This window comes from Serratia sp. K-E0102, from assembly GCF_029962625.1.
Taxonomy (GTDB): Bacteria; Pseudomonadota; Gammaproteobacteria; order Enterobacterales; family Enterobacteriaceae; genus Serratia; species Serratia sarumanii.
Map to the genome: position 1 here is coordinate 567258 of NZ_CP124754.1, position 20287 is coordinate 587544.

Sequence of the window (20287 nt, forward strand, 5' to 3'; positions counted from 1 at the left end):
TTCCATGAGTTCAGAAGCGGTATTCATTCAGGTTGGCGCGCTGGCGGAAGGCTTTGCGCCGCACAGCAATACGCTGGAACGGCAGCACGGGCTGGCGGGCACCACGCTGACGCTGCGCTTTAGCGACGGCGCGACGCAGCGCTGCCGGTTTACCGACGAGCAGACGCTGGAGTGGGGCGAACGGCGCAGCGTCGCCTATCGCGCCACCAGCATTCGCCCCGGCGTGCTGTTCATCGATTTTCTCGATCCTGCCCGCGCCAACGCCAGCATTACGCTGGTATGCGACCGCAATCAGGGCAACTTCACTGCGGTATACGGCCAACTGCCGGACGAAGCGCAGGCGCGGCTCGACGCCTTCAGCCGGGTGGAGCAGGGGCTGCCGCTGACCGCGGTCGAGGCCGAATTCCGCTTCGGCACGCTGGATGAAGCCGACGTGGCGCCGCCGGGCTTTACCGATGAGCTGATCGGCATGCGCAACATGTACACCTACAGCCCGACCGAGCGGTACGAGCACATCTACCTGAACGACAACTTCTACGCCTGGCAGTGTCTGGACGGGGTGGAGAAAGGGCTGGCGGACGTCGATCGCTGCCACTACGTGAAGGTGGCGGAGCAGCTTTATCTGTTCGTCTGGCGCGAGAAGATCATTCCGACGCTGGGCGTGGTGATGATCGATCTGCAGGGCATGCGCACCGACGGCAAGATCCTCGGTTATCAGGGCAGCGATTTCAGTGCGCTGAGCAACTTTGCGGTCGGTGCCCATGCGCAGGTGCTGAACACCACGCGCCACCCGCGAGGATAGGGCGATGAGCGCAACCTATGCGGCCGACGCCTTCGCGGGGCAGGCGGTGCTGGTGACCGGCGGCGCGCAGGGCATTGGGCTGGCGATCGTCAGCGCCTTTGCCCGCCTGGGCGCCGAGGTGACGATCGCGGACGTGCAGCTGCCGCAGGCGCAGGCGGCGGCGCAGGCGCTGCGGGACGAAGGGCTGAGCGTGCAGGCGCTGGCCTGCGATCTGGCCGAACCGGGGCAGATCGCCGAGCTGGTGGCGATGGTGGGCGAGCGGCATCAACGGCTGGACGTGGTGATCCACAACGCCGCTTACTTTCCGCTGACGCCGTTCGCCGCCATCGACGCGGCCCTGCTGCAACGCACGCTGAGCGTCAATCTGATGGCGCCGTTCTTTCTGGCGCAGGCGGCGCTGCCGTGGATGCGCCGCCGGGGCGGCGGCTGCCTTCTGGTGACTTCGTCGGTGACCGGCCCGCGGGTGGCCTACCCGGGGCTGGCGCACTACGCTGCCTCCAAGGCCGGGGTGAACGGGTTTATTCGCGCGGCGGCGCTGGAGCTGGCGGCGGAGAAAATTCGCGTCAACGGCGTGGAGCCGGGGATGATCCGCACGCCGGCGATGGCCAACCTGGGCGACGCGCAGGTGAATCAGGCGATCGCCGCCTCGGTGCCGCTCGGGCGGCTGGGGGAACCGGAAGACATCGCCGCGGCGATGGTGTTTCTCGCCTCGCCGGCGGCGGCCTACATCACCGGCCAGACGCTGGTGGTGGACGGCGGCGCGCTGTTGCCGGAAACGAATTCTCTGCTTACTTGACGCTGCAGCGTTATTTGCTGCAACGCCAATTAATTTGAGAATTCCGGTTGGTTAAATCACTTCTTAGTGGGATGCGCGGTGACGTTGGCGGGCAGGCTGTCGCCCAGGGTGATCAGCTCGTCCAGCAGCGCCATCAGCTGGTCCATTTTCTGCCGCGAAAAGGCGGCTTCAATCTCGGCGTAGCCCTGTTCCACCTGGTGGCGCGCCACTTCATACAGATCCTGGCCCTGCTGGGTCAGCGACACGTACAGCTTGCGCTGATCGTTAACCGGCTTAAGGCGGAAGATCAGCTTGTCACGCTCCATGCGCGACAGAATGCCGGTCAGGCTGGGGCGCAGGATGCAGGTTTCCGCCGCCAGCTCGTGGAATTCGATCGAGCGGCTGTTGGCCAGCACGCGGATGATGCGCCACTGCTGTTCGGTCAAATTGTGACTTTTCAGGATCGGGCGGAAGAACCCCATGGCGGTTTCACGCGCCTGCAGCAGGGCGATGGTTAACGATTCATGCATAAGTTTGGCCTTAGCTATCAAGGTGTTCGTTGTTACGGCGCTCGTTATGGGGGCGCCCGCCCCGCAAAGCCCGATTTTGTTAATAACTTAATAGTAGCCAAAGTTACCCGTAGGGATAAAGCAAAAATGCGTGCCGCAGCGAAAAATGGCGAGAAAAATGATTAATACGTTGAATAATCACGCTAATGTTCGTTATTTGTGAATATTTTGTTATCACGATCACAAATCACTCCAAGCGCGTTGCGTAAAAGCTGCACAGCGTATAAAAGTAATCATTAATATATTAATGAATGCCGGTTGTCATGTTTTGCCATTGGAGGAGTTCGCATGAAAGGCACCGTATTTTCCGTTGCGCTGAACCACCGCAGCCAACTGGACGCCTGGGATCAGGCGTTTCACCAGCCACCGTATCAGACCCCGCCCAAAACCCCGGTGTGGTTTATCAAACCGCGCAACACCCACCTCGCCAACGGCGGGGCGATCCCGTTTCCGGCCGGTGAAACCGTGCAGAGCGGCGGCACGCTGGCGGTGATCATCGGCGATACCGCGCGCAAGGTGCCGGTTGAGCAGGTGAGCCGTTATCTGGCCGGCTACGCGTTGGCCAACGACGTCAGCCTGCCGGAAAGCAGCTTCTATCGCCCGGCGATCAAGGCCAAATGCCGCGACGGGTTCTGCCCGCTGGGGGAGATCGGCCAGCTGGAGGCTGCCGATCGGCTGGAGATCGTCACCGAGATCAACGGCGTGGAGCAGGATCGCTGGTCCACCGCCGACCTGGTGCGCTCGGTGCCGGAGCTGATCGCCGCCATCAGCGATTTCATCACCCTGCAGCCGGGCGATGCGGTGCTGATCGGCACCCCGCACCAGCGGGTGGAGATCAAACCGGGGGATGAGGTGACGGTGCGCGCCGCCGGCCTGCCCACGCTGACCAACCGCGTCACCCAAGCAGGAGCCGCATCATGAAACATGCCCGTATTCGCCATCATGGCCAGGCCGTCAACGTCCAGGTGGACGACCAGCTGCGCGTCACGCTGCCGAACGGCGAGGTGCTGCAGGAGCGCGAAGTGGAATGGCTGCCGCCGGCGCAGGGCACGGTGTTCGCCCTCGGGCTGAACTATGCCGACCACGCCAGCGAGCTGGAATTCAAGGCGCCGGAAGAGCCGCTGGTGTTCCTCAAGGCGCCGAATACCCTGACCGGGCACCGCCAGGTGTCGGTGCGCCCGGCCGGCGTGGAGTACATGCATTACGAAGCCGAGCTGGTGGCGGTGATCGGCAAGACCGCGCGCAACGTCAGCCGCGAGCACGCCATGGAGTACGTGGCGGGTTACACCCTGTGCAACGACTACGCCATCCGCGATTACCTGGAAAACTACTACCGGCCGAATCTGCGGGTGAAGAGCCGCGACACCCTGACGCCGATCGGGCCGTACATCGTCGATCGCGACGACGTCGCCGATCCGCACCGGCTGGCGCTCAGCACCTACGTCAACGGCGAGCTGCGCCAGCGCGGCAGCACCGCCGACATGATTTTCGACATTCCGTTCCTGGTCGCCTACCTGAGTGAGTTCATGACGCTGCAGCCGGGCGACATGATCGCCACCGGCACGCCGAAAGGGCTGGCCGACGTGCAGCCAGGCGACGAAGTGGTGGTGGAGATCGAGGGCATCGGCCGTCTGGTTAACCACATTATCAGTGAAAAAGATTACGAGGAGAGCCTGCGATGAAAACCATCAACCATTGGATCAACGGCAAGAACGTCGCCAGCAAAGAGTATTTCACCACCACCAACCCGGCGAACGGCGAGGTGCTGGCGGAGGTGGCCTCCGGCGGCCAACTGGAGATAGATCAGGCGGTGGCGGCGGCGAAAGAGGCGTTCCCCAAGTGGGCCAACACGCCGATGAAAGAGCGCGCGCGCCTGATGCGCCGCCTGGGCGAGCTGATCGACCAGAACGTGCCGCAGATCGCCGAACTGGAAACCGCCGACACCGGCCTGCCGATCCACCAGACCAAAAACGTGCTGATCCCGCGCGCCTCGCACAACTTCGAGTTCTTCGCCGAGGTGTGCCAGCAGATGAACGGCAAGACCTACCCGGTGGACGACAAGATGCTCAACTACACGCTGGTGCAGCCGGTGGGGGTATGCGCGCTGGTGTCGCCGTGGAACGTGCCGTTCATGACCGCCACCTGGAAAACCGCGCCTTGCCTGGCGCTGGGCAACACCGCGGTGCTGAAGATGTCCGAACTGTCGCCGCTGACCGCCGATCGCCTGGGCGAGCTGGCGCTGGAGGCCGGCATTCCGGCCGGGGTGCTGAACGTGGTGCAGGGCTACGGCGCCACCGCCGGCGACGCATTGGTGCGCCATAAAGACGTGCGCGCGGTCTCCTTCACCGGCGGCACCGCCACCGGCCGCCGCATCATCGAAAGCGCCGGGCTGAAGAAATTCTCCATGGAACTGGGCGGCAAGTCGCCGGTGCTGATCTTTGAAGACGCCGACATCGAGCGGGCGCTCGACGCCGCGCTGTTCACCATCTTCTCGATCAACGGCGAGCGCTGCACCGCCGGTTCGCGCATCTTCATTCAGGAGAGCATCTACCCGGAATTCGTCAAACGCTTCGCCGAGCGCGCCAACCGTCTGCGCGTGGGCGATCCGCAAGATCCCAACACCCAGGTGGGGGCGCTGATCAGCCCGCAGCACTGGGAAAAAGTCTCCGGCTATATCCGCCTCGGGGTGGAAGAAGGGGCGACCCTGTTGGCCGGCGGCCCGGACAAACCGGCCGGTTTGAGCCACGGCAACTTCCTGCGCCCGACGGTGCTGGCGGATGTCGACAACCGGATGCGCGTGGCGCAGGAAGAGATCTTCGGGCCGGTGGCCTGCCTGCTGCCGTTCAAGTCGGAAGAAGACGGCCTGCGCATGGCCAACGACGTGGAATACGGCCTGGCGTCGTACATCTGGACGCAGGATGTGAGCAAGGTTCTGCGCCTGGCCCGCGGCATCGAAGCGGGCATGGTTTTCGTCAACACCCAAAACGTACGCGATCTGCGCCAACCGTTCGGCGGCGTGAAAGCCTCCGGCACCGGCCGCGAAGGCGGCGAATACAGCTTCGAAGTGTTCGCCGAAATGAAGAACGTGTGCATTTCCATGGGCGACCACCCGATCCCGAAATGGGGCGTCTAAGCCTCGGGCCACAATAATAACGAAAGAGATGAGAACAATGACGACAAAACTTACCACTAATGCTGTCCCTGCTCCCGACGTCGTGCGCTGTGCCTACATGGAAATTCAGGTCACGAACCTTAAAGCCGCACGCGAATTTTACGTCGATATCCTCGGCCTGGTCGTGACCGCCGAGGATGACAAAACCCTCTACCTGCGTTCGATGGAGGAGTTCATTCACCATAACCTGGTGCTGCGCGAAGGCCCGGTCGCCGCCGTTGCGGCGTTTGCTTTCCGCGTGCGCACGCCGGAAGACGTCGATCGCGCCGAAGCGTATTTCAAGGCGCTTGGCTGCCGCACCGAGCGGCGGGTGAACGGGTTCGCCAAAGGCATCGGCGATGCGGTGCGGGTCGAGGATCCGCTCGGCTTCCCGTATGAGTTTTTCTACGACGTGCAGCACGTCGAGCGTCTGGCCTGGCGCTACGATCTGTATACGCCGGGCGCGCTGGTGCGCCTCGACCACTTTAACCAAATCACCCCTGACGTGCCGCGCGCCGTGGAATACATCCAGGGGCTGGGCTTCCGCGTAACGGAAGACATCCGCGATGAAGACGGCGTGGTTTATGCCGCCTGGATGCGCCGCAAGGCGACGGTGCACGATACCGCGATGACCGGCGGCGCCGGGCCGCGCATGCACCACATCGCCTTCGCCACCCATGAAAAGCACAATATTTTGGCCATCTGCGACAAGCTCGGCGCGCTGCGCAAATCCGATTTGATCGAACGCGGCCCCGGCCGTCACGGCGTCTCCAACGCGTTCTACCTCTATCTGCGCGATCCCGATGGCCACCGCGTGGAGATCTACACGCAGGATTACTACACCGGCGATCCGGACAACCCGACCGTGACCTGGGACGTGCATGACAACCAGCGCCGCGACTGGTGGGGCAATCCAGTGGTGCCGAGCTGGTATACCGAAGGATCGCTGGTGCTGGATCTCGATGGGCAGCCGCAGCCGGTCATCGAACGCAGCGCGCCCAGCGAAATGGCCGTCACCATCGGCGCAGACGGTTTTTCCTACACCCGTGAGGGCGATACGGAAAAAGGTTTCAAACTTGGCAATACGCTGTAAATGCCGCTGCGCGGGCCGCGCCCGCGCCTATGCGCCGTCTGGAGAACGCTATGCCCCATTTTTACGCTGAATGTACCGACAACATCCGCCGCGAGGCGGATTTGCCCACCCTGTTCGCCAAGGTCAACGAAGCGCTGGCGGCGACCGGCATGTTTCCGCTGGCCGGCGTACGCAGCCGCGCCATCTGGCTCGACACCTGGCAGATGGCCGACGGCAAGCAGGACTACGCCTTCGTGCACATGACGCTGAAGATCGGCCACGGCCGCAGCCTGGAAAGCCGGCAGCAGGTGGGCGAGATGCTGTTTGCGCTGATCAAGGAACACTTCGCCGCGCTGATGGCGCAGCGTTACCTGGCGCTCTCTTTCACTATGGAAGAGCTGGATCCGGTGCTGAATTACAAACAGAACAATGTCCACGCGCTGTTCAACAAGGCGTGAATAAGGGGTCGTAAATGCTGGATAAAGAGCAGGTTAACCGCGCCGTACAGCGCCTGCATCAGGCGGAAAAGAGTCGTGAACAGATCCGCGCGCTGTCGCTCGATCATCCCGAGATCACCATCGAGGACGCCTACGCCATTCAGCGGCAGTGGGTGGAGCTGAAGATCGCCGAGGGGCGCAAGCTCAAGGGCCACAAGATAGGCCTGACCTCGCGCGCCATGCAGGTGAGCTCGCAGATCACCGAGCCGGACTACGGCGCGCTGCTGGACGACATGTTCTTCAATGACGGCAGCGACATTCCGATCGATCGCTTTATCGTGCCGCGGGTGGAGGTGGAGCTGGCGTTCGTGCTGGCCAAGCCGCTGCGCGGGCCGAACTGCACGCTGTTCGACGTCTACAACGCCACCGACTACGTCATTCCGGCGCTGGAGATCATCGACGCGCGCAGCCACAACGTCGATCCCGAGACGCAGCGGCCGCGCAAGGTGTTCGACACCATCTCCGACAACGCCGCCAACGCCGGGGTGGTAATGGGCGGGCGGCCGATCAAGCCGGATGCGCTGGACCTGCGCTGGATAGCCGCGCTGCTGTACCGCAACGGCGTGATTGAAGAATCCGGCGTGGCGGCGGCGGTGCTCAACCACCCGGCCAACGGCGTGGCCTGGCTGGCCAACAAGCTGGCGCCGTATGAGGTGGAGCTGGAAGCGGGGCAGGTGATCCTCGGCGGCTCCTTCACCCGGCCGGTGCCGGCGCGGCGCGGCGACACCTTCCACGTCGACTACGGCCCGATGGGCTGCATCAGCTGCCGCTTTGTCTAATAAGCAGGCTCGGCGAACCGGGCCGCAATAAACCGGGCGGGGGGCCACGCGCCGCGCCCGCTTGTCAGGGAGAATGCGATGTTAACCAACCACTTCAAGCGTGCGCTGCAGGAAAAACGCCCGCAGATCGGGCTGTGGCTCGGGCTGTGCAGCAGCTACAGCGCCGAGCTGCTGGCCGGCGCCGGTTTCGACTGGCTGCTGATCGACGGCGAACATGCGCCCAACAACGTGCAAACGGTGCTGGGGCAGCTGCAGGCGGTCGCGCCTTACCCGAGCCGGCCGGTGGTGCGGCCGCCGTGGAACGACGCGGTGATCATCAAGCAACTGCTGGACGTCGGCGCGCAAACCTTGCTTATCCCGATGATTCAAAACGCCGAACAGGCGCGCGATGCGGTGCGTGCCACGCGCTATCCGCCGCACGGCGTGCGCGGCGTCGGCAGCGCCCTGGCGCGCGCTTCGCGCTGGAACCGGGTGCCCGATTACCTGCAGCAGGCCGACGAGCAGATGTGCGTGCTGGTGCAGATTGAAACCCGCGAAGCGGTGAAAAACCTCGACGCCATTTTGCAGGTGGAAGGGGTGGACGGCGTGTTTATCGGCCCGGCGGATCTCAGCGCCGATATGGGCTTCGCCGGCAATCCGCAGCACCCGGAGGTGCAGCGCACCATCGACGACGCGATTGCGCGCATCCGCGCCGCCGGCAAGGCGCCCGGCATTTTGATGGCCAACAAGGCACTGGCGCAGCGCTATCTGGAAGCCGGCGCGCTGTTCGTCGCGGTGGGGGTGGACACCACCCTGCTGGCGCGGGCGGCGGAAGCCCTGGCTGACGAGTTCAAACAGGGCGGGGTGCAAGCGCCTTCATCGGGAGTTTACTGAACCATGAACCACGTCGATTCGCTGCCGCCGGCCAACCCGGCGCAGCAACATAAAGCGTTAACCGCCGCCGAGCAATCGGTGATTAAAAAGTTGTTTCGGCGCCTGATCATTTTCCTGTTCGTGTTGTTTGTTTTCTCTTTCCTCGACCGTATCAACATCGGCTTCGCCGGGCTGACGATGGGCAAAGATCTCGGCCTCAGCTCGACCATGTTCGGGCTGGCGGCGACGTTGTTCTATGTCACCTACGTGATCTTCGGCATTCCGAGCAACATGATGCTGAGCCGGGTCGGCGCGCGGCGCTGGATCGCCACCATCATGGTGCTGTGGGGCATCGCCTCCACCTGCACCATGTTCGCCACCGGACCGACCAGCCTGTACGTGCTGCGCATGATCGTCGGCATCACCGAGGCCGGTTTCCTGCCGGGCATTCTGGTGTACCTCACCTACTGGTTCCCGGCGTTCTACCGCGCCCGCGCCAACGCCTTGTTCATGATCGCCATGCCGGTGACCATGGCGATCGGCTCGCTGGTCTCCGGCTATATCCTGGCGCTGGACGGGGTGATGAACCTGAAGGGCTGGCAGTGGCTGTTTCTGCTGGAAGGCATTCCGTCGGTGCTGCTGGGCGTGGTGGTGTGGTTTTACCTCGACGATACGCCGGCCAAGGCCAAGTGGCTGACCGACGAGGAAAAATCCAGCCTGCAGGCGATGATGGAGGCCGACAAGCTGCAGCTGGTGCAGCCCAACGGGCCGAGCAGCCACCGCGCGCTACAGCAACGCAGCCTGTGGCGCGAAATTTTCACGCCGATCGTGCTGATGTACACGCTGGCTTATTTCTGCCTGACCAACACCCTGAGCGCGATCAACATCTGGACGCCGCAGATCCTGCAAAGCTTCAACCAGGGCAGCAGCAACGTGACGATCGGCATTCTGGCGGCGATCCCGCAGATCTGCACCATCGCCGGCATGGTGTGGTGGAGCAAACGATCCGACAGGCTGCAGGAGCGCAAGCATCACACCGCGCTGCCATACCTGTTCGCCGCCGCCGGCTGGCTGCTGGCGTCCGCCACCGATCACAGCCTGATCCAGCTGCTGGGGATCGTGATGGCCTCGGTCGGCTCCTTTACCGCCATGGCGATCTTCTGGACCACGCCGGATCAGTCGATCAGCCTGGAAGCGCGCGCGGTGGGGATCGCGGTGATCAACGCCACCGGCAATATCGGATCGGCGCTCAGCCCGCTGTTGATCGGCTGGTTCAAGGATCTGACCGGCAGCTTCAACTCCGGGCTGTATTTCGTCTCGGCGCTGCTGATCGTCGGCGCCGTGCTGGTGTGGCGCATCCCGATGAAGGATTCGCGCCCGAGGGCGACGCCTTGATGCGCAAGTGGGCATGATTGCAGGAGGTCATGAGGTGCGGAAAAGTACCGGCTTTATCGCCAACATCGATATTTGCAAAGAGTATGACGCGCGCTACGCCGCCGACGAGGTGCACTACGAAACCTTCGCCGGGCTGGCGGCATTCTTCGGCCGCGACATGCAGGTGCACTGGCACGACTGCTTCTTTCAGGTGCATTTCCTGGAAACCGGCAAGATAGAGCTGCAGCTCGACGATCAGCACTATTCGGTGCAGGCGCCGCTGTTCATCCTCACGCCGCCGTCGGTGCCGCATGCGTTCTTCACCGAACCGGACAGCGACGGCCACGTGCTGACGGTGCGCCAGGAGCTGATTTGGCCGCTGCTGGAGCGCCTGTATCCCGGCAGCAACCTGGCGCTGGACATGCCGGGCATCTGCCTGTCGCTGGCCGATGCGCCGCAGGAGCTGACGGCGCTCAGCCACTACTGGGCGCTGATCCGCCGCGAGTTCGGCCAGAACCTGGCCGGGCGCGAACAGACGCTGGCGCTGCTGGCGCAGGCGGTGTTCACGCTGCTGCTGCGCAACACCGCGCTGGAAGACAACGCCAACAGCGGCGTGCGCGGCGAACTGCAGCTGTTTCAGCGGTTCAACAAGATGGTGGACGAGCGTTTTCGCGAGCACCTGCCGGTGCCGGAGTATGCGCAGGCGCTGGGAGTGACCGAATCGCGGCTCAACGACCTGTGCCGGCGCTTCGCCAACCGGCCGCCCAAGCGGCTGATCTTCGATCGGCTGCTGCGCGAGGCCAAACGCATGCTGTTGTTCAGCGCCTGCACGGTGCATGAAACCGCCTACAGCCTCGGCTTCAAGGATCCGGCCTATTTCGCCCGTTTTTTCAATCGGCTGGAAGGCTGTTCCCCCTCGACCTACCGCGCGGCGCAACACGCCCTTTCGTAACCGCGATCACAGTTTGCCGCGAAAGCGGCAAACTGACCTGAAAAGTACCGGCGATTGCCGCAAAAGTCTCTTCTCGAAACCGGCTTTGGCAGCTTCAATTAAGCAACCAAAAGAAAACATTATTTTAACAAATGGCCGGATCCACGGCCTGAAAAATGCCGATGACGAGGAAGACCCGATGAAACCAGAAGACTTTCGTGCCGACAGCAAACGCCCGTTTACCGGCGCCGAATACCTGAAAAGTTTGCAGGACAGCCGCGAAATCTACATTTACGGCGAGCGCGTGAAAGACGTCACCACCCACCCGGCGTTCCGCAACGCGGCGGCGTCTGTCGGCCAGCTGTATGACGCGCTGCACGATCCGGCCAGCCAGGATCGCCTGTGCTGGAATACCGACACCGGCAACGGCGGCTACACCCACAAGTTCTTCCGCTATGCCCGCAGCCCGGAAGAGATGCGCCAGCAGCGCGACGCCATCGCCGACTGGTCGCGCCAAAGCTACGGCTGGATGGGGCGCACGCCGGACTACAAGGCGGCCTTCGGCTGCGCGCTGGGCGCTTATCCGGAGTTCTACGGCCAGTTCGCCGACAACGCGCGCCACTGGTACAAACGCATTCAGGAAACCGGGCTCTATTTCAACCACGCCATCGTCAACCCGCCGATCGACCGCCACAAGCCGGTCAACGAGGTGAAGGACGTTTACATTCAGGTGGAGAAAGAGACCGACGCCGGCATCGTGGTCAGCGGCGCCAAAGTGGTGGCCACCAACTCGGCATTGACCCACTACAACTTCATCGGCTTCGGTTCGGCGCAGGTGATGGGTGATAACCCGGACTTCGCGCTGATGTTCGTGGCGCCGATGGACGCCGAAGGGGTGAAGCTGATTTCGCGCGCCTCTTACGAGCTGGTGGCCGGCGCCACCGGATCGCCGTTCGACTACCCGCTCACCAGCCGCTTCGACGAGAACGACGCGATCCTGATTATGGATCATGTGCTGATCCCCTGGGAAAACGTGCTGATCTACCGCGATTTCGACCGCTGCCGGCGCTGGAGTACCCAAGGCGGTTTCGCCCGGCTGTTCCCGCTGCAGGCCTGCGTGCGCCTGGCGGTGAAGATGGACTTCATCACCGCGCTGCTGCAAAAGAGCCTCTCTTGCACCGGCGTGCTGGAGTTCCGCGGCGTGCAGGCCGATCTGGGCGAAGTGGTGGCCTGGCGCAACCTGTTCTGGTCACTGAGCGACGCGATGTGCGCTGAAGCCACAAAATGGGAAAACGGCGCCTACCTGCCGGATTCCGCCGCGCTGCAAACCTACCGCGTGATGGCGCCGATGGCCTACACCAAGGTGAAACACATCATCGAGAAGAACGTCACCAGCGGCCTGATCTACCTGCCGTCCAGCGTGCGCGACATGAACAACCCGGAGATCGACAAGTACCTGGCGCGCTACGTGCGCGGATCGGACGGTATGGATCACGTCGAACGCATCAAGATCCTCAAGCTGATGTGGGATGCGATCGGCAGCGAATTCGGCGGCCGTCACGAGCTGTATGAGATCAACTACGCCGGCAGCCAGGATGAGATCCGCCTGCAGTGCCTGCGCCACGCGCAGGGATCCGGCAACATGGATCGCATGATGCAGATGGTCGACAAGTGCCTGGCCGATTACGATCAGCACGGCTGGAAGGTGCCGCACCTGCGGAACAATGACGATATTAATCAGTTGGATAATCTGCTGAAGTAATTCAGGAGGAGGTTGTATGTCTCAGGAAAATGAACAGCGCCTGCGCTTTCGCGACGCCATGGCCAGCCTGTCGGCGGCGGTGAATATCGTCACCACCGACGGCCCGGCGGGGCGCTGCGGCATCACCGCCACGGCGGTGTGCTCGGTAACCGATACGCCGCCGACGCTGCTGGTGTGCATCAACCGCAACAGCGCGATGAACCCGGTGTTTCAGGAAAACCGCAGGCTGTGCGTCAACGTGCTCAACCACGAGCAGGAGCTGATGGCGCGCCACTTCGCCGGCATGACCGGCGTCAGCATGGAAGATCGTTTCCGGCTGGAAGAGTGGCAGCTCGGCGCGCTGGGGCAGCCGGTGCTGCGCAATACCCTGGCCAGCCTGGAAGGGGAGATCGAGCAGATCCAGAGCATCGGCACCCACCAGATGTACCTGGTGCAGATCAAACAGATCGCGCTGAGCGAAGCCGGCAACGGGCTGATCTACTTCAAGCGCAATTTCCATTCGGTGATCCACCCGATGGCGATGCCGGCCTGAGGCGTTGGGGCGCAGCCCGCTGCGCCCCGCATATCAACTCTTGTTGGCCGCCAGATCGCTCACCAGGCGGTTGACCGGATCGCTCATGTTGGTGAACTTGCTCAGTTCCGAGCGGGTCACCACCACGAACACCCCGACGTTTTTCGCCGGGATCATCGCCATGTAGGTAATGAACCCGCCGCCGCCGCCGGTCTTCTGAATGATGCCCGGCAGCCCGTCCTTCGGCGCCATATACACCCAGCCCAACCCTAGCGCATCCGCTTGCCCCGGCACGTCCATGCCCTTCAGCGACACCAGATCGTGACGCTGGAAGTACATGGTTTGCTCGCTGGCGGCGGTGGCTTTGCGCGGGCCGCTGGCGCTGGAGGAGAGGAACTGTTGCATCCAGCGCTGCATGTCGCGCGGGGTGGAGTAGACGCCGCCGCTGCCGGCCGCGGCGGTGGTGTCGCGGCAGGCGCTCGGGCCGGCCGCCGCCACCATCAGGCGCGAGCACTGTTCGGGGCTCGGTGTCAGCGTGGTGTCGACCATGCCGAGCGGCGCGGTGATTTTCTCTTTCAGCAGCGCGTTGTAAGGCTTGCCTGCGGCGCGCGACAGCGCGTCGGCCAGCAGGTCATACGCCAGGTTGGAGTAGGCGGCGCGTACGCCCGGCGGCACCGTAACGTTGGCATGCGCCAGCCACTGCCAGCGCTGGGCCTTGGTCGGCCAGGTGAACACCGGCGTCTTCGGCGGCTTCTTGCCCGGCTGCTCGCGCGGCAGCGCGCTGGTGTGCGTCGCCAGGTTCAGCAGGGTGATCGGCTGCCCGGCGTTGTAAGCCGGCACATAGGCGCCTTTGGGGGCGTACTTGCGCAGCGGGTCAGTCAGTTTGACCTGGCCTGCCGCCGCCATTTTCACCATCACTTCGCTGGTCATCAGCTTGGTGATCGAAGCGATGCGGATCAGCGAATCCGGGCGCGGGCGCAGGTTGTTGCCGGGTTTGGTATCGCCAAAGCTGCGGTTAACCACCTGATTGCCGTCGATCACCACCAGCGCCATGCCGGTGGCGCCGCTGTTGTAGAAAATATGTTCGGCATACTGGTCGACGATTTGCGAAGCCAGCTGCGGGGGGGCGGCCAGCGCGGCCAGCGGCGCGGCGCACAGGCCCAGCGCCAGCAATAAAGCGGAGACAGAGTTCTTCAACGGTCGTTATCCATTTAACAATGCAGCGGGGAAAGGGCTTATTCGTCGCCCAGTGTAATGCGCTCAGGCCCCGGCTGCATGTAGAAAAAAGAGCGGTGGCGATAAAATTTTTTGACCGCTGGCGGCCTACTGCGCGCGGGCGAAAATGGCGATCACTTCATCGAGGTGCGCCTTCATCGCCTTGCGGGCGCCGCGCACGTCGCGCGCTTCGATCGCCGCCAGGATCGCCCGGTGTTCCAGCTCGGAACGGTGCGGCATGTCGTCCGGCGTATAGTGGCGCTGCAGCACGCGAAACATGCTGCCGTAACGGTGGCCGAGCAGGTGGCCGATAATGAACGCATAGGCCGGGTTGCCGCTGGCCTGGGCGATGCGGATGTGGAACAGCCGATCGCCGGGGTGAGTGGCGGAGCCGGCGCGGTTATCGCGGCAGTTCTGCTCGTAGGCGGCGCGGATGCCCGCCAGCTCTTCGTCGGTGGCGTGGCGCGCGGCCAGCGCGGCGGTCTCCGGTTCGATCAACAGGCGGGTTTGCAGCAGTGAAAACGGCGGCAGCTCGGCGTTGAAATCCAGTTCGATATTCAGTTCGTCGTCGATCTCCGCCCATTGGTTGCGGCCGGCCTGCGCCATCACCGGCTCCTGCGACGGCGCCAGCGGCGTTTGCGAGCGCACGATCACCCCGTTGCCGACCTTGACGTCCACCAGGCCGATCACTTCCAGCGCGATCAGCGCTTCGCGCACCGACGCGCGGCTGACCTGCAACTGCTGGGCGAGATCGCGCTCCGAGGGCAGGCGGCTGCCCGGCGGAAATTCGTTATTTTCGATCAGACGTTTGAGCTGGTCTGCTATCTGTCTGTAAATTCTTGGGTTTTCCAGTCGGGTAATCGGCATTTTTGACCTTTGACGATTCGGCGTTCAGTGATTTGGCGCACAATTATGCGACAAGGCGCTTGAGTAATCGTTATTCAAGTGTAAAAAAATGGTTAATTGAAATGCGGTTTCAAGGCTGTTTTATTAACTTCTTCCCCCAACGATAACGCGTAAAGCGTCTTTTGTCATGTTAGAGGCCTGACCTTTAACCGCCTTTAGTGGCCTGACCATTAGACCTTTAGGCCGAGGAGTCAAGATGGATTTAACCGGGAAACGCGTACTGATCACCGCCGCCGGGCAAGGGATCGGTTTTACCACCGCCAGGCTGTTCGCCGCCGCCGGTGCCGAGGTGATCGCCAGCGACATCAACCTCGAGCGCCTGCAGGGCTGCGCCGGGATCCGCGCACTGACGCTGAACGTCACCGATCCGGCCGCCATCGCGGCGGCGGCGGAAGCGATCGGCCCGATCGACGTGCTGTTCAACTGCGCCGGCGTGGTGCACAGCGGATCGATCCTCGATTGCAGCGAAGATCAGTGGGCGTTCGCGCTCGATCTCAACGTTACCGCGATGTTCCGCATGATCCGCGCCTTCCTGCCGGGCATGTTGGCGCGCGGCAAAGGCTCGATCATCAACATGTCCTCGGTGGCCTCGAGCGTGAAAGGGGTGCCGACCCGCTTCGCTTACAGCGCCAGCAAGGCGGCGGTGATCGGCCTGACGCGCTCGGTGGCGGCGGACTACGTCACGCAGGGCATCCGCTGCAACGCCATCTGCCCCGGCACGGTGGAGTCGCCGTCGCTGCGCCAGCGCATTGCCGAGCAGGCGCGCGAGCAGGGGCGCAGCGAGCAAGAGGTGTATCAGGCGTTCGTCGCCCGTCAACCGATCGGGCGCATCGGCACCACCGAGGAAATCGCCCAACTGGCGCTGTATCTGGCCTCCGACGCCAGTTCGTACACCACCGGCACGGTGCAGATCATCGACGGCGGCTGGAGCAACTGAGCCGCCATTTTTGAGAGAGGAACGCATGAAACTTTTACGTTACGGGCAACCCGGGCAAGAGCGCCCCGGCATGTTGGATGCGCAGGGCCGCCTGCGCGATCTGTCGCAGCATATCGCCGACGTGGGGGGCGCCGCGTTATTGCCGGCGTCGCTCGCCAAACTGCGCGCGCTGGACAGCGCCGCGCTGCCGCTGGTCGAAGGGCAGCCGCGCCTCGGCGCCTGCGTCGGCGGCATCGGCAAGTTTATCTGCATCGGCCTGAACTACGCCGATCACGCGGCGGAAACCGGCGCGGCCATTCCTGAAGAACCGGTGGTGTTCAACAAATGGACCAGCGCGGTGGTCGGCCCCTATGACCAGGTGGAGATCCCGCGCGGCTCGCAGAAAACCGACTGGGAAGTGGAGCTGGGCGTGGTGATCGGCCAGGGCGGGCGCTACATCAGCGAAGCTGACGCCATGCGCCACGTCGCCGGCTACTGCGTGATCAACGACGTTTCAGAACGCGAATATCAAATTGAACGCGGCGGCACCTGGGACAAGGGCAAAGGCTGCGACACCTTCGGGCCGATCGGCCCCTGGCTGGTGACTGCCGACGAGATCGCCGATCCGCACAGCCTGAACCTGTGGCTGGAGGTGGACGGCAAGCGCTATCAGGACGGCAACACCAGCACCATGATCTTCCGCATTCCGCAGATCGTCAGCTACCTCAGCCGCTTTATGAGCCTGCAGCCGGGCGACGTGATCTCCACCGGCACGCCGCCGGGCGTCGGCATGGGGCAGAAACCGCAGCCCATCTACCTGCGGGCGGGCCAGACGATGCGTCTGGGCATCGAAGGGCTGGGCGAACAGCGCCAGCAAACCGTACAGGCCTAACCGGGAGCGCCGCCATGACCACCATTACCGCACTGCGGGTTGAAGACATTCGTTTCCCCACGTCGCTGGGGCTGGACGGATCCGACGCCATGAATCCGGATCCCGACTATTCCGCCGCCTACGTGATCCTGGAGACCGATCGCGCGGATCTCAGCGGCCACGGGCTGACGTTCACCATCGGCCGCGGCAACGAGATCTGCTGCGCGGCGATCCGCGCGCTGGAGCATCAGATCGTCGGCGAGCGGCTGGAGGATATCGCCGCCGACATGGGCGCCTTCTGGCGGCGCTTCACCAGCGACAGCCAGCTGCGCTGGATCGGGCCGGACAAGGGGGCCATTCATCTGGCGACCGGTGCGGTGGTCAACGCGGTGTGGGATCTGTGGGCCAAATCGGTCGGCAAGCCGGTGTGGCGGCTGGTGGCGGAGATGACGCCGGAGGAGCTGGTGCGCTGCATCGACTTCCGTTACATCACCGACTGCATCACGCCGCAGGAAGCGCTGGCGCTGCTGAAACAGCGTGCCGAGGGCAAAGAAGAGCGTCTGGCGCGGCTGCTGCAGGAGGGGTATCCCTGCTACACCACCTCCGCCGGTTGGCTGGGTTATCCGGACGACAAGCTGCGTCGCCTGTGCCAGGAAGCAGTCGACGCCGGTTTCTCCTACCTGAAGCTGAAGGTCGGGCGCGATCTGGAAGATGACATCCGCCGGGTGCGCATCGCCCGCGAGGTGATCGGCCCGGATCGCCGGCTGATGATCGACGCCAACCAGGTGTGGGAGGTGGACGAAGCCATTCCGTGGGTGAAGCATCTGGCGTTCGCCAAACCCTGGTTTATCGAAGAACCGACCAGCCCGGATGATGTGGAAGGGCACCGCCGCATCCGCGAAGGGGTGGCGCCGGTCAAGGTGGCCACCGGCGAGATGTGCCAGAACCGCATCATGTTCAAGCAGTTCATCATGCGCGGCGCGGTAGACGTGGTTCAGATCGACGCCTGCCGCCTCGGCGGCGTCAACGAAGTGCTGGCGGTGATGCTGATGGCGGCCAAATACCAGCTGCCGGTCTGCCCGCACGCCGGCGGCGTCGGGCTGTGCGAGTACGTGCAGCACCTGTCGATGATCGACTACCTGTGCATTGCCGGCAGCCACGAAGGCCGGGTGATCGAGTACGTCGATCATCTGCATGAACACTTTGTCGATCCCTGCGTGATCAACGGCGCGGCCTACATGCCGCCGAGCCGCCCCGGCTATTCGATCGAGATGCATCCGTCGTCGATCGAGCAGTATCGGTTCCGCGGGTGAGGCGGGAGGAACGCATGCCGCGCATCGACGCTCATCAGCACTTCTGGCGCTATCAGCCACGGCACTACCCGTGGATCGACGAGCGGATGCGCGTGCTGCGGCAGGATTTCGATCCGCCCCGGCTGCGGCCGCTGTTGCAGGAACAGGGGTTCGACGGCGCGCTGGCGGTGCAGGCGCGCCCCAGCGAGGGCGAGACGCTGGCCCTGCTGGCGCTGGCTGAGCAGAGCGAGGGCGTATGCGGCGTGGTGGGCTGGCTGGATATCGCTTCGCCACAGCTGGCGCAGCGTCTGGAGGCCTTGCGGCCTTATAGCGCGCTGCGCGGGGTGCGCCATCAGGTGCAGGACGAAGCGGATCCGGCGGCCTGGCTGGCGCGGCCGGAAGTGGGGCACGGCATGCAAACGCTGCAGCGCGCCGGGTATGTGTACGAGATCCTGGTGACGCACCGGCATCTGGCGGCCGCGGCGGCGTTCGCCGCCCGCCACGATGAGCACTGGTTGGTGTTGGATCATCTCGGCAAGCCGGATATCGCGCGCGGCGCGCGGCACTGGGCGCAGCAAATCCGGCCGCTGGCGGCGCTGCCGCACGTGGCCTGCAAGCTGTCGGGGCTGATCACCGAAGCGCCGAGTGGCCGGTGGCGGGCGGAAGAACTGCTGCCGTTCTTCGACGCCGCGCTGGAGGCGTTCGGCCCGCAGCGGCTGATGTTCGGCTCCGACTGGCCGGTGTGCCTGCTGGCCGGCGATTACCGCCAGGTGGTGCAACTGTGCGAACGGGCGCTGTCGACGCTGGGGGCCGCCGAGCAGGCGGCGATTTGGGGCGACACCGCCTGGCGAATTTACGGTTTAACGGAGTCTGGTTATGGATCTGTATCTGCAAGATAAGGTGGTGCTGGTCACCGGCGGCGGTGCCGGCATCGGCGCGGCGATTGCACATGTGCTGGCCGAAGAAGGGGCGATCCCGGTGTTGGTCACCAACGCCGCGCCGGAGGCGGCGCTGCTGGCCGATTTGCAGCGGCTGCAGCCGCGCACCGAGGTGATCCTCACCGAACTGTGCGACGAGGCGGCCTGCCGCCGCGCGGTCAGCCAGACGCTGGCGGCCTTCGGCCGCATCGACGGGCTGGTGAATAACGCCGGAGTCAACGACGGCGTCGGGCTGGAGGCGGGGCGCGAAGCCTTCGTCGGCTCGCTGGAAAAGAACCTGGTGCACTACTACCTGATGGCGCACCTGTGCCAGGCGGCGCTGCAGGAGAGCCGGGGCGCTATCGTCAACATCGCCTCCAAGACCGCGCTCAGCGGCCAGGGCGGCACCAGCGGTTACACCGCCGCCAAGGGCGCGGTGCTGGCGCTGACGCGCGAATGGGCGGTGTCGCTGCGCCATGACGGCGTGCGGGTGAACGCGGTGGTGCCGGCGGAGGTGATCACCCCGCAGTACCAGCGCTGGCTCAACACCTTCGCCGAGCCGCAGCGGCAGATGGCGAAAATCACCGCGCGCATTCCGCTCGGGCAGCGCATGACCACGCCGCAGGAGATCGCCGATACCGTGGCGTTTCTGCTGTCGTCGCGGTCATCGCATACCACCGGGCAGTGGCTGTCGGTGGACGGCGGCTACCTGCATCTCGATCGGGCGCTGACGTGAGCGGCGCGGCGGCAGGGCGGCGCCGTTTCTGCCAGGCGCTCGATCTGATTGACTCACCGGCGCTGATTGCGGAGTACCAGCAGCAGCATCAGCGCATCTGGCCGGGCATCGCCGCGCATTTGCGTGAGCACGGCATTCTGGACATGGAGATTTACCGGTTGGGCACCCGGCTGTTCATGATCGTGGAGGTCAGCGCCGATTTCGACGCCGCGCGTTTTGACGCCGCCAGCCTGAACAACCCCGAAGTACAGCGATGGGAAGCGCTGATGTGGCACTACCAGGCCGCCACCCCCTGGACGCCGCAGGGCGAAAAATGGGTGGAAATGGCGCGGATATTTTCTCTGCAACAGCAATAACGC

At 64.0% G+C, this 20287-nt stretch carries 22 protein-coding genes; 19 read left to right on the forward strand and 3 right to left on the reverse strand.

The genetic code is table 11. From position 1 onward, the window contains the following. The first annotated feature begins 4 nt into the window (after nucleotides 1-4). Together SSARUM2_RS02565 and SSARUM2_RS02570 are read left to right on the forward strand one after the other, a co-directional pair. Nucleotides 5-802, forward strand: coding sequence for a molybdenum cofactor biosynthesis F family protein (locus SSARUM2_RS02565; protein WP_060452796.1), 798 nt, complete (start codon nucleotides 5-7; stop codon nucleotides 800-802). Nucleotides 803-806: 4 nt separating this feature from the next. Beyond that, nucleotides 807-1598 carry an SDR family oxidoreductase gene (locus SSARUM2_RS02570; protein ID WP_033648531.1) on the forward strand — a complete coding sequence of 264 codons (792 nt, stop codon included), beginning with the start codon at nucleotides 807-809 and terminating at the stop codon, nucleotides 1596-1598. 56 nt (nucleotides 1599-1654) lie between these two features. On the opposite strand, the gene hpaR is transcribed toward SSARUM2_RS02570, so the two are convergent. Then, the gene (hpaR, locus tag SSARUM2_RS02575; RefSeq protein ID WP_047569450.1) at nucleotides 1655-2107 is read right to left on the reverse strand and encodes a homoprotocatechuate degradation operon regulator HpaR; all 453 of its coding nucleotides are present in this window, start codon (nucleotides 2105-2107) and stop codon (nucleotides 1655-1657) included. 327 nt (nucleotides 2108-2434) lie between these two features. Between hpaR and SSARUM2_RS02580 the strand changes: the two genes are divergently transcribed. The 11 genes from SSARUM2_RS02580 to hpaC all read left to right on the forward strand — a co-directional run bounded on the left by SSARUM2_RS02580 (nucleotide 2435) and on the right by hpaC (nucleotide 13096). After that, nucleotides 2435-3067, forward strand: a complete 633-nt coding sequence (locus tag SSARUM2_RS02580) for a fumarylacetoacetate hydrolase family protein (protein WP_033636979.1) — start codon at nucleotides 2435-2437, stop codon at nucleotides 3065-3067. Further along, the gene (locus SSARUM2_RS02585; RefSeq protein ID WP_033648528.1) at nucleotides 3064-3828 is read left to right on the forward strand and encodes a fumarylacetoacetate hydrolase family protein; all 765 of its coding nucleotides are present in this window, start codon (nucleotides 3064-3066) and stop codon (nucleotides 3826-3828) included. The genes SSARUM2_RS02580 and SSARUM2_RS02585 overlap by 4 nt, the downstream gene beginning before the upstream one ends. Further along, a complete protein-coding gene (gene hpaE / locus SSARUM2_RS02590) occupies nucleotides 3825-5279 on the forward strand; it encodes a 5-carboxymethyl-2-hydroxymuconate semialdehyde dehydrogenase (RefSeq protein ID WP_033636981.1) in 1455 nt (484 codons plus the stop codon). Before SSARUM2_RS02585 ends, hpaE begins: the two co-directional genes overlap by 4 nt. 37 nt (nucleotides 5280-5316) lie before the next feature. Then, nucleotides 5317-6390 (forward strand): 3,4-dihydroxyphenylacetate 2,3-dioxygenase, encoded by a 1074-nt coding sequence (hpaD, locus tag SSARUM2_RS02595; RefSeq protein ID WP_004933173.1) that lies wholly within the window; start codon nucleotides 5317-5319, stop codon nucleotides 6388-6390. A gap of 50 nt (nucleotides 6391-6440) precedes the next feature. Next, on the forward strand, nucleotides 6441-6827 hold the full coding sequence (locus tag SSARUM2_RS02600) for a 5-carboxymethyl-2-hydroxymuconate Delta-isomerase (RefSeq protein WP_060452795.1): 387 nt from the start codon (nucleotides 6441-6443) through the stop codon (nucleotides 6825-6827). 14 nt (nucleotides 6828-6841) lie between these two features. Next, a complete protein-coding gene (gene hpaH, locus SSARUM2_RS02605) occupies nucleotides 6842-7645 on the forward strand; it encodes a 2-oxo-hept-4-ene-1,7-dioate hydratase (RefSeq protein ID WP_039567496.1) in 804 nt (267 codons plus the stop codon). A gap of 78 nt (nucleotides 7646-7723) precedes the next feature. Next, nucleotides 7724-8518: a 4-hydroxy-2-oxoheptanedioate aldolase gene (gene hpaI / locus SSARUM2_RS02610; RefSeq protein ID WP_033636985.1), complete on the forward strand. Its 795-nt coding sequence runs from the start codon at nucleotides 7724-7726 to the stop codon at nucleotides 8516-8518. A gap of 3 nt (nucleotides 8519-8521) precedes the next feature. Further along, nucleotides 8522-9892 carry a 4-hydroxyphenylacetate permease gene (hpaX, locus tag SSARUM2_RS02615; protein ID WP_033636986.1) on the forward strand — a complete coding sequence of 457 codons (1371 nt, stop codon included), beginning with the start codon at nucleotides 8522-8524 and terminating at the stop codon, nucleotides 9890-9892. Nucleotides 9893-9926: 34 nt separating this feature from the next. Beyond that, nucleotides 9927-10823 carry a 4-hydroxyphenylacetate catabolism regulatory protein HpaA gene (gene hpaA, locus SSARUM2_RS02620; RefSeq protein ID WP_033636987.1) on the forward strand — a complete coding sequence of 299 codons (897 nt, stop codon included), beginning with the start codon at nucleotides 9927-9929 and terminating at the stop codon, nucleotides 10821-10823. A 178-nt stretch (nucleotides 10824-11001) separates the two neighbouring features. After that, complete coding sequence (gene hpaB, locus SSARUM2_RS02625) at nucleotides 11002-12564, forward strand: 4-hydroxyphenylacetate 3-monooxygenase, oxygenase component (protein WP_047569441.1); 1563 nt, start codon at nucleotides 11002-11004, stop codon at nucleotides 12562-12564. A gap of 16 nt (nucleotides 12565-12580) precedes the next feature. Beyond that, nucleotides 12581-13096 carry a 4-hydroxyphenylacetate 3-monooxygenase, reductase component gene (hpaC, locus tag SSARUM2_RS02630; protein WP_060452794.1) on the forward strand — a complete coding sequence of 172 codons (516 nt, stop codon included), beginning with the start codon at nucleotides 12581-12583 and terminating at the stop codon, nucleotides 13094-13096. Between the two features lie 33 nt (nucleotides 13097-13129). Here the strand turns inward: hpaC and ampH are convergent, their stop codons facing one another. Then, entirely contained in the window at nucleotides 13130-14272 is a 1143-nt protein-coding gene (gene ampH / locus SSARUM2_RS02635; RefSeq protein ID WP_047569437.1) for a D-alanyl-D-alanine-carboxypeptidase/endopeptidase AmpH, read from the reverse strand. A 126-nt stretch (nucleotides 14273-14398) separates the two neighbouring features. Next, a complete protein-coding gene (locus SSARUM2_RS02640) occupies nucleotides 14399-15157 on the reverse strand; it encodes a FadR/GntR family transcriptional regulator (protein WP_033636991.1) in 759 nt (252 codons plus the stop codon). Between the two features lie 235 nt (nucleotides 15158-15392). On the opposite strand from SSARUM2_RS02640, the gene SSARUM2_RS02645 reads away from it, so the two are divergent. From SSARUM2_RS02645 to SSARUM2_RS02670, 6 genes are read left to right on the forward strand one after another with little or no spacing between them, the layout of a single operon-like run. Beyond that, nucleotides 15393-16133 carry an SDR family oxidoreductase gene (locus tag SSARUM2_RS02645; RefSeq protein ID WP_049194555.1) on the forward strand — a complete coding sequence of 247 codons (741 nt, stop codon included), beginning with the start codon at nucleotides 15393-15395 and terminating at the stop codon, nucleotides 16131-16133. 25 nt (nucleotides 16134-16158) lie between these two features. Then, complete coding sequence (locus SSARUM2_RS02650; protein ID WP_033648523.1) at nucleotides 16159-17004, forward strand: fumarylacetoacetate hydrolase family protein; 846 nt, start codon at nucleotides 16159-16161, stop codon at nucleotides 17002-17004. 14 nt (nucleotides 17005-17018) lie between these two features. Further along, on the forward strand, nucleotides 17019-18296 hold the full coding sequence (locus SSARUM2_RS02655) for an L-fuconate dehydratase (protein WP_041037809.1): 1278 nt from the start codon (nucleotides 17019-17021) through the stop codon (nucleotides 18294-18296). A gap of 14 nt (nucleotides 18297-18310) precedes the next feature. Then, the gene (locus SSARUM2_RS02660; protein ID WP_060452793.1) at nucleotides 18311-19174 is read left to right on the forward strand and encodes an amidohydrolase family protein; all 864 of its coding nucleotides are present in this window, start codon (nucleotides 18311-18313) and stop codon (nucleotides 19172-19174) included. Continuing rightward, complete coding sequence (locus tag SSARUM2_RS02665; protein ID WP_033636997.1) at nucleotides 19152-19928, forward strand: SDR family oxidoreductase; 777 nt, start codon at nucleotides 19152-19154, stop codon at nucleotides 19926-19928. Before SSARUM2_RS02660 ends, SSARUM2_RS02665 begins: the two co-directional genes overlap by 23 nt. Then, on the forward strand, nucleotides 19925-20284 hold the full coding sequence (locus SSARUM2_RS02670) for an L-rhamnose mutarotase (RefSeq protein WP_033636999.1): 360 nt from the start codon (nucleotides 19925-19927) through the stop codon (nucleotides 20282-20284). Before SSARUM2_RS02665 ends, SSARUM2_RS02670 begins: the two co-directional genes overlap by 4 nt. Nucleotides 20285-20287: the final 3 nt, after the last annotated feature.

Bases quoted from the DNA above. Each gene is read 5' to 3' on its own strand.
- hpaE (WP_033636981.1), top strand. From the start codon at position 3,825: ATGAAAACCATCAACCATTGGATCAACGGCAAGAACGTCGCCAGCAAA.
- SSARUM2_RS02650 (WP_033648523.1), top strand. From the start codon at position 16,159: ATGAAACTTTTACGTTACGGGCAACCCGGGCAAGAGCGCCCCGGCATG.
- SSARUM2_RS02645 (WP_049194555.1), top strand. From the start codon at position 15,393: ATGGATTTAACCGGGAAACGCGTACTGATCACCGCCGCCGGGCAAGGG.
- SSARUM2_RS02570 (WP_033648531.1), top strand. From the start codon at position 807: ATGAGCGCAACCTATGCGGCCGACGCCTTCGCGGGGCAGGCGGTGCTG.
- SSARUM2_RS02580 (WP_033636979.1), top strand. From the start codon at position 2,435: ATGAAAGGCACCGTATTTTCCGTTGCGCTGAACCACCGCAGCCAACTG.
- SSARUM2_RS02565 (WP_060452796.1), top strand. From the start codon at position 5: ATGAGTTCAGAAGCGGTATTCATTCAGGTTGGCGCGCTGGCGGAAGGC.
- hpaR (WP_047569450.1), bottom strand. From the start codon at position 2,107: ATGCATGAATCGTTAACCATCGCCCTGCTGCAGGCGCGTGAAACCGCC.
- SSARUM2_RS02640 (WP_033636991.1), bottom strand. From the start codon at position 15,157: ATGCCGATTACCCGACTGGAAAACCCAAGAATTTACAGACAGATAGCA.
- SSARUM2_RS02665 (WP_033636997.1), top strand. From the start codon at position 19,152: ATGGATCTGTATCTGCAAGATAAGGTGGTGCTGGTCACCGGCGGCGGT.
- hpaH (WP_039567496.1), top strand. From the start codon at position 6,842: ATGCTGGATAAAGAGCAGGTTAACCGCGCCGTACAGCGCCTGCATCAG.
- hpaC (WP_060452794.1), top strand. From the start codon at position 12,581: ATGTCTCAGGAAAATGAACAGCGCCTGCGCTTTCGCGACGCCATGGCC.
- SSARUM2_RS02660 (WP_060452793.1), top strand. From the start codon at position 18,311: ATGCCGCGCATCGACGCTCATCAGCACTTCTGGCGCTATCAGCCACGG.
- SSARUM2_RS02585 (WP_033648528.1), top strand. From the start codon at position 3,064: ATGAAACATGCCCGTATTCGCCATCATGGCCAGGCCGTCAACGTCCAG.
- SSARUM2_RS02600 (WP_060452795.1), top strand. From the start codon at position 6,441: ATGCCCCATTTTTACGCTGAATGTACCGACAACATCCGCCGCGAGGCG.
- hpaD (WP_004933173.1), top strand. From the start codon at position 5,317: ATGACGACAAAACTTACCACTAATGCTGTCCCTGCTCCCGACGTCGTG.
- hpaX (WP_033636986.1), top strand. From the start codon at position 8,522: ATGAACCACGTCGATTCGCTGCCGCCGGCCAACCCGGCGCAGCAACAT.
- hpaB (WP_047569441.1), top strand. From the start codon at position 11,002: ATGAAACCAGAAGACTTTCGTGCCGACAGCAAACGCCCGTTTACCGGC.
- SSARUM2_RS02655 (WP_041037809.1), top strand. From the start codon at position 17,019: ATGACCACCATTACCGCACTGCGGGTTGAAGACATTCGTTTCCCCACG.
- hpaI (WP_033636985.1), top strand. From the start codon at position 7,724: ATGTTAACCAACCACTTCAAGCGTGCGCTGCAGGAAAAACGCCCGCAG.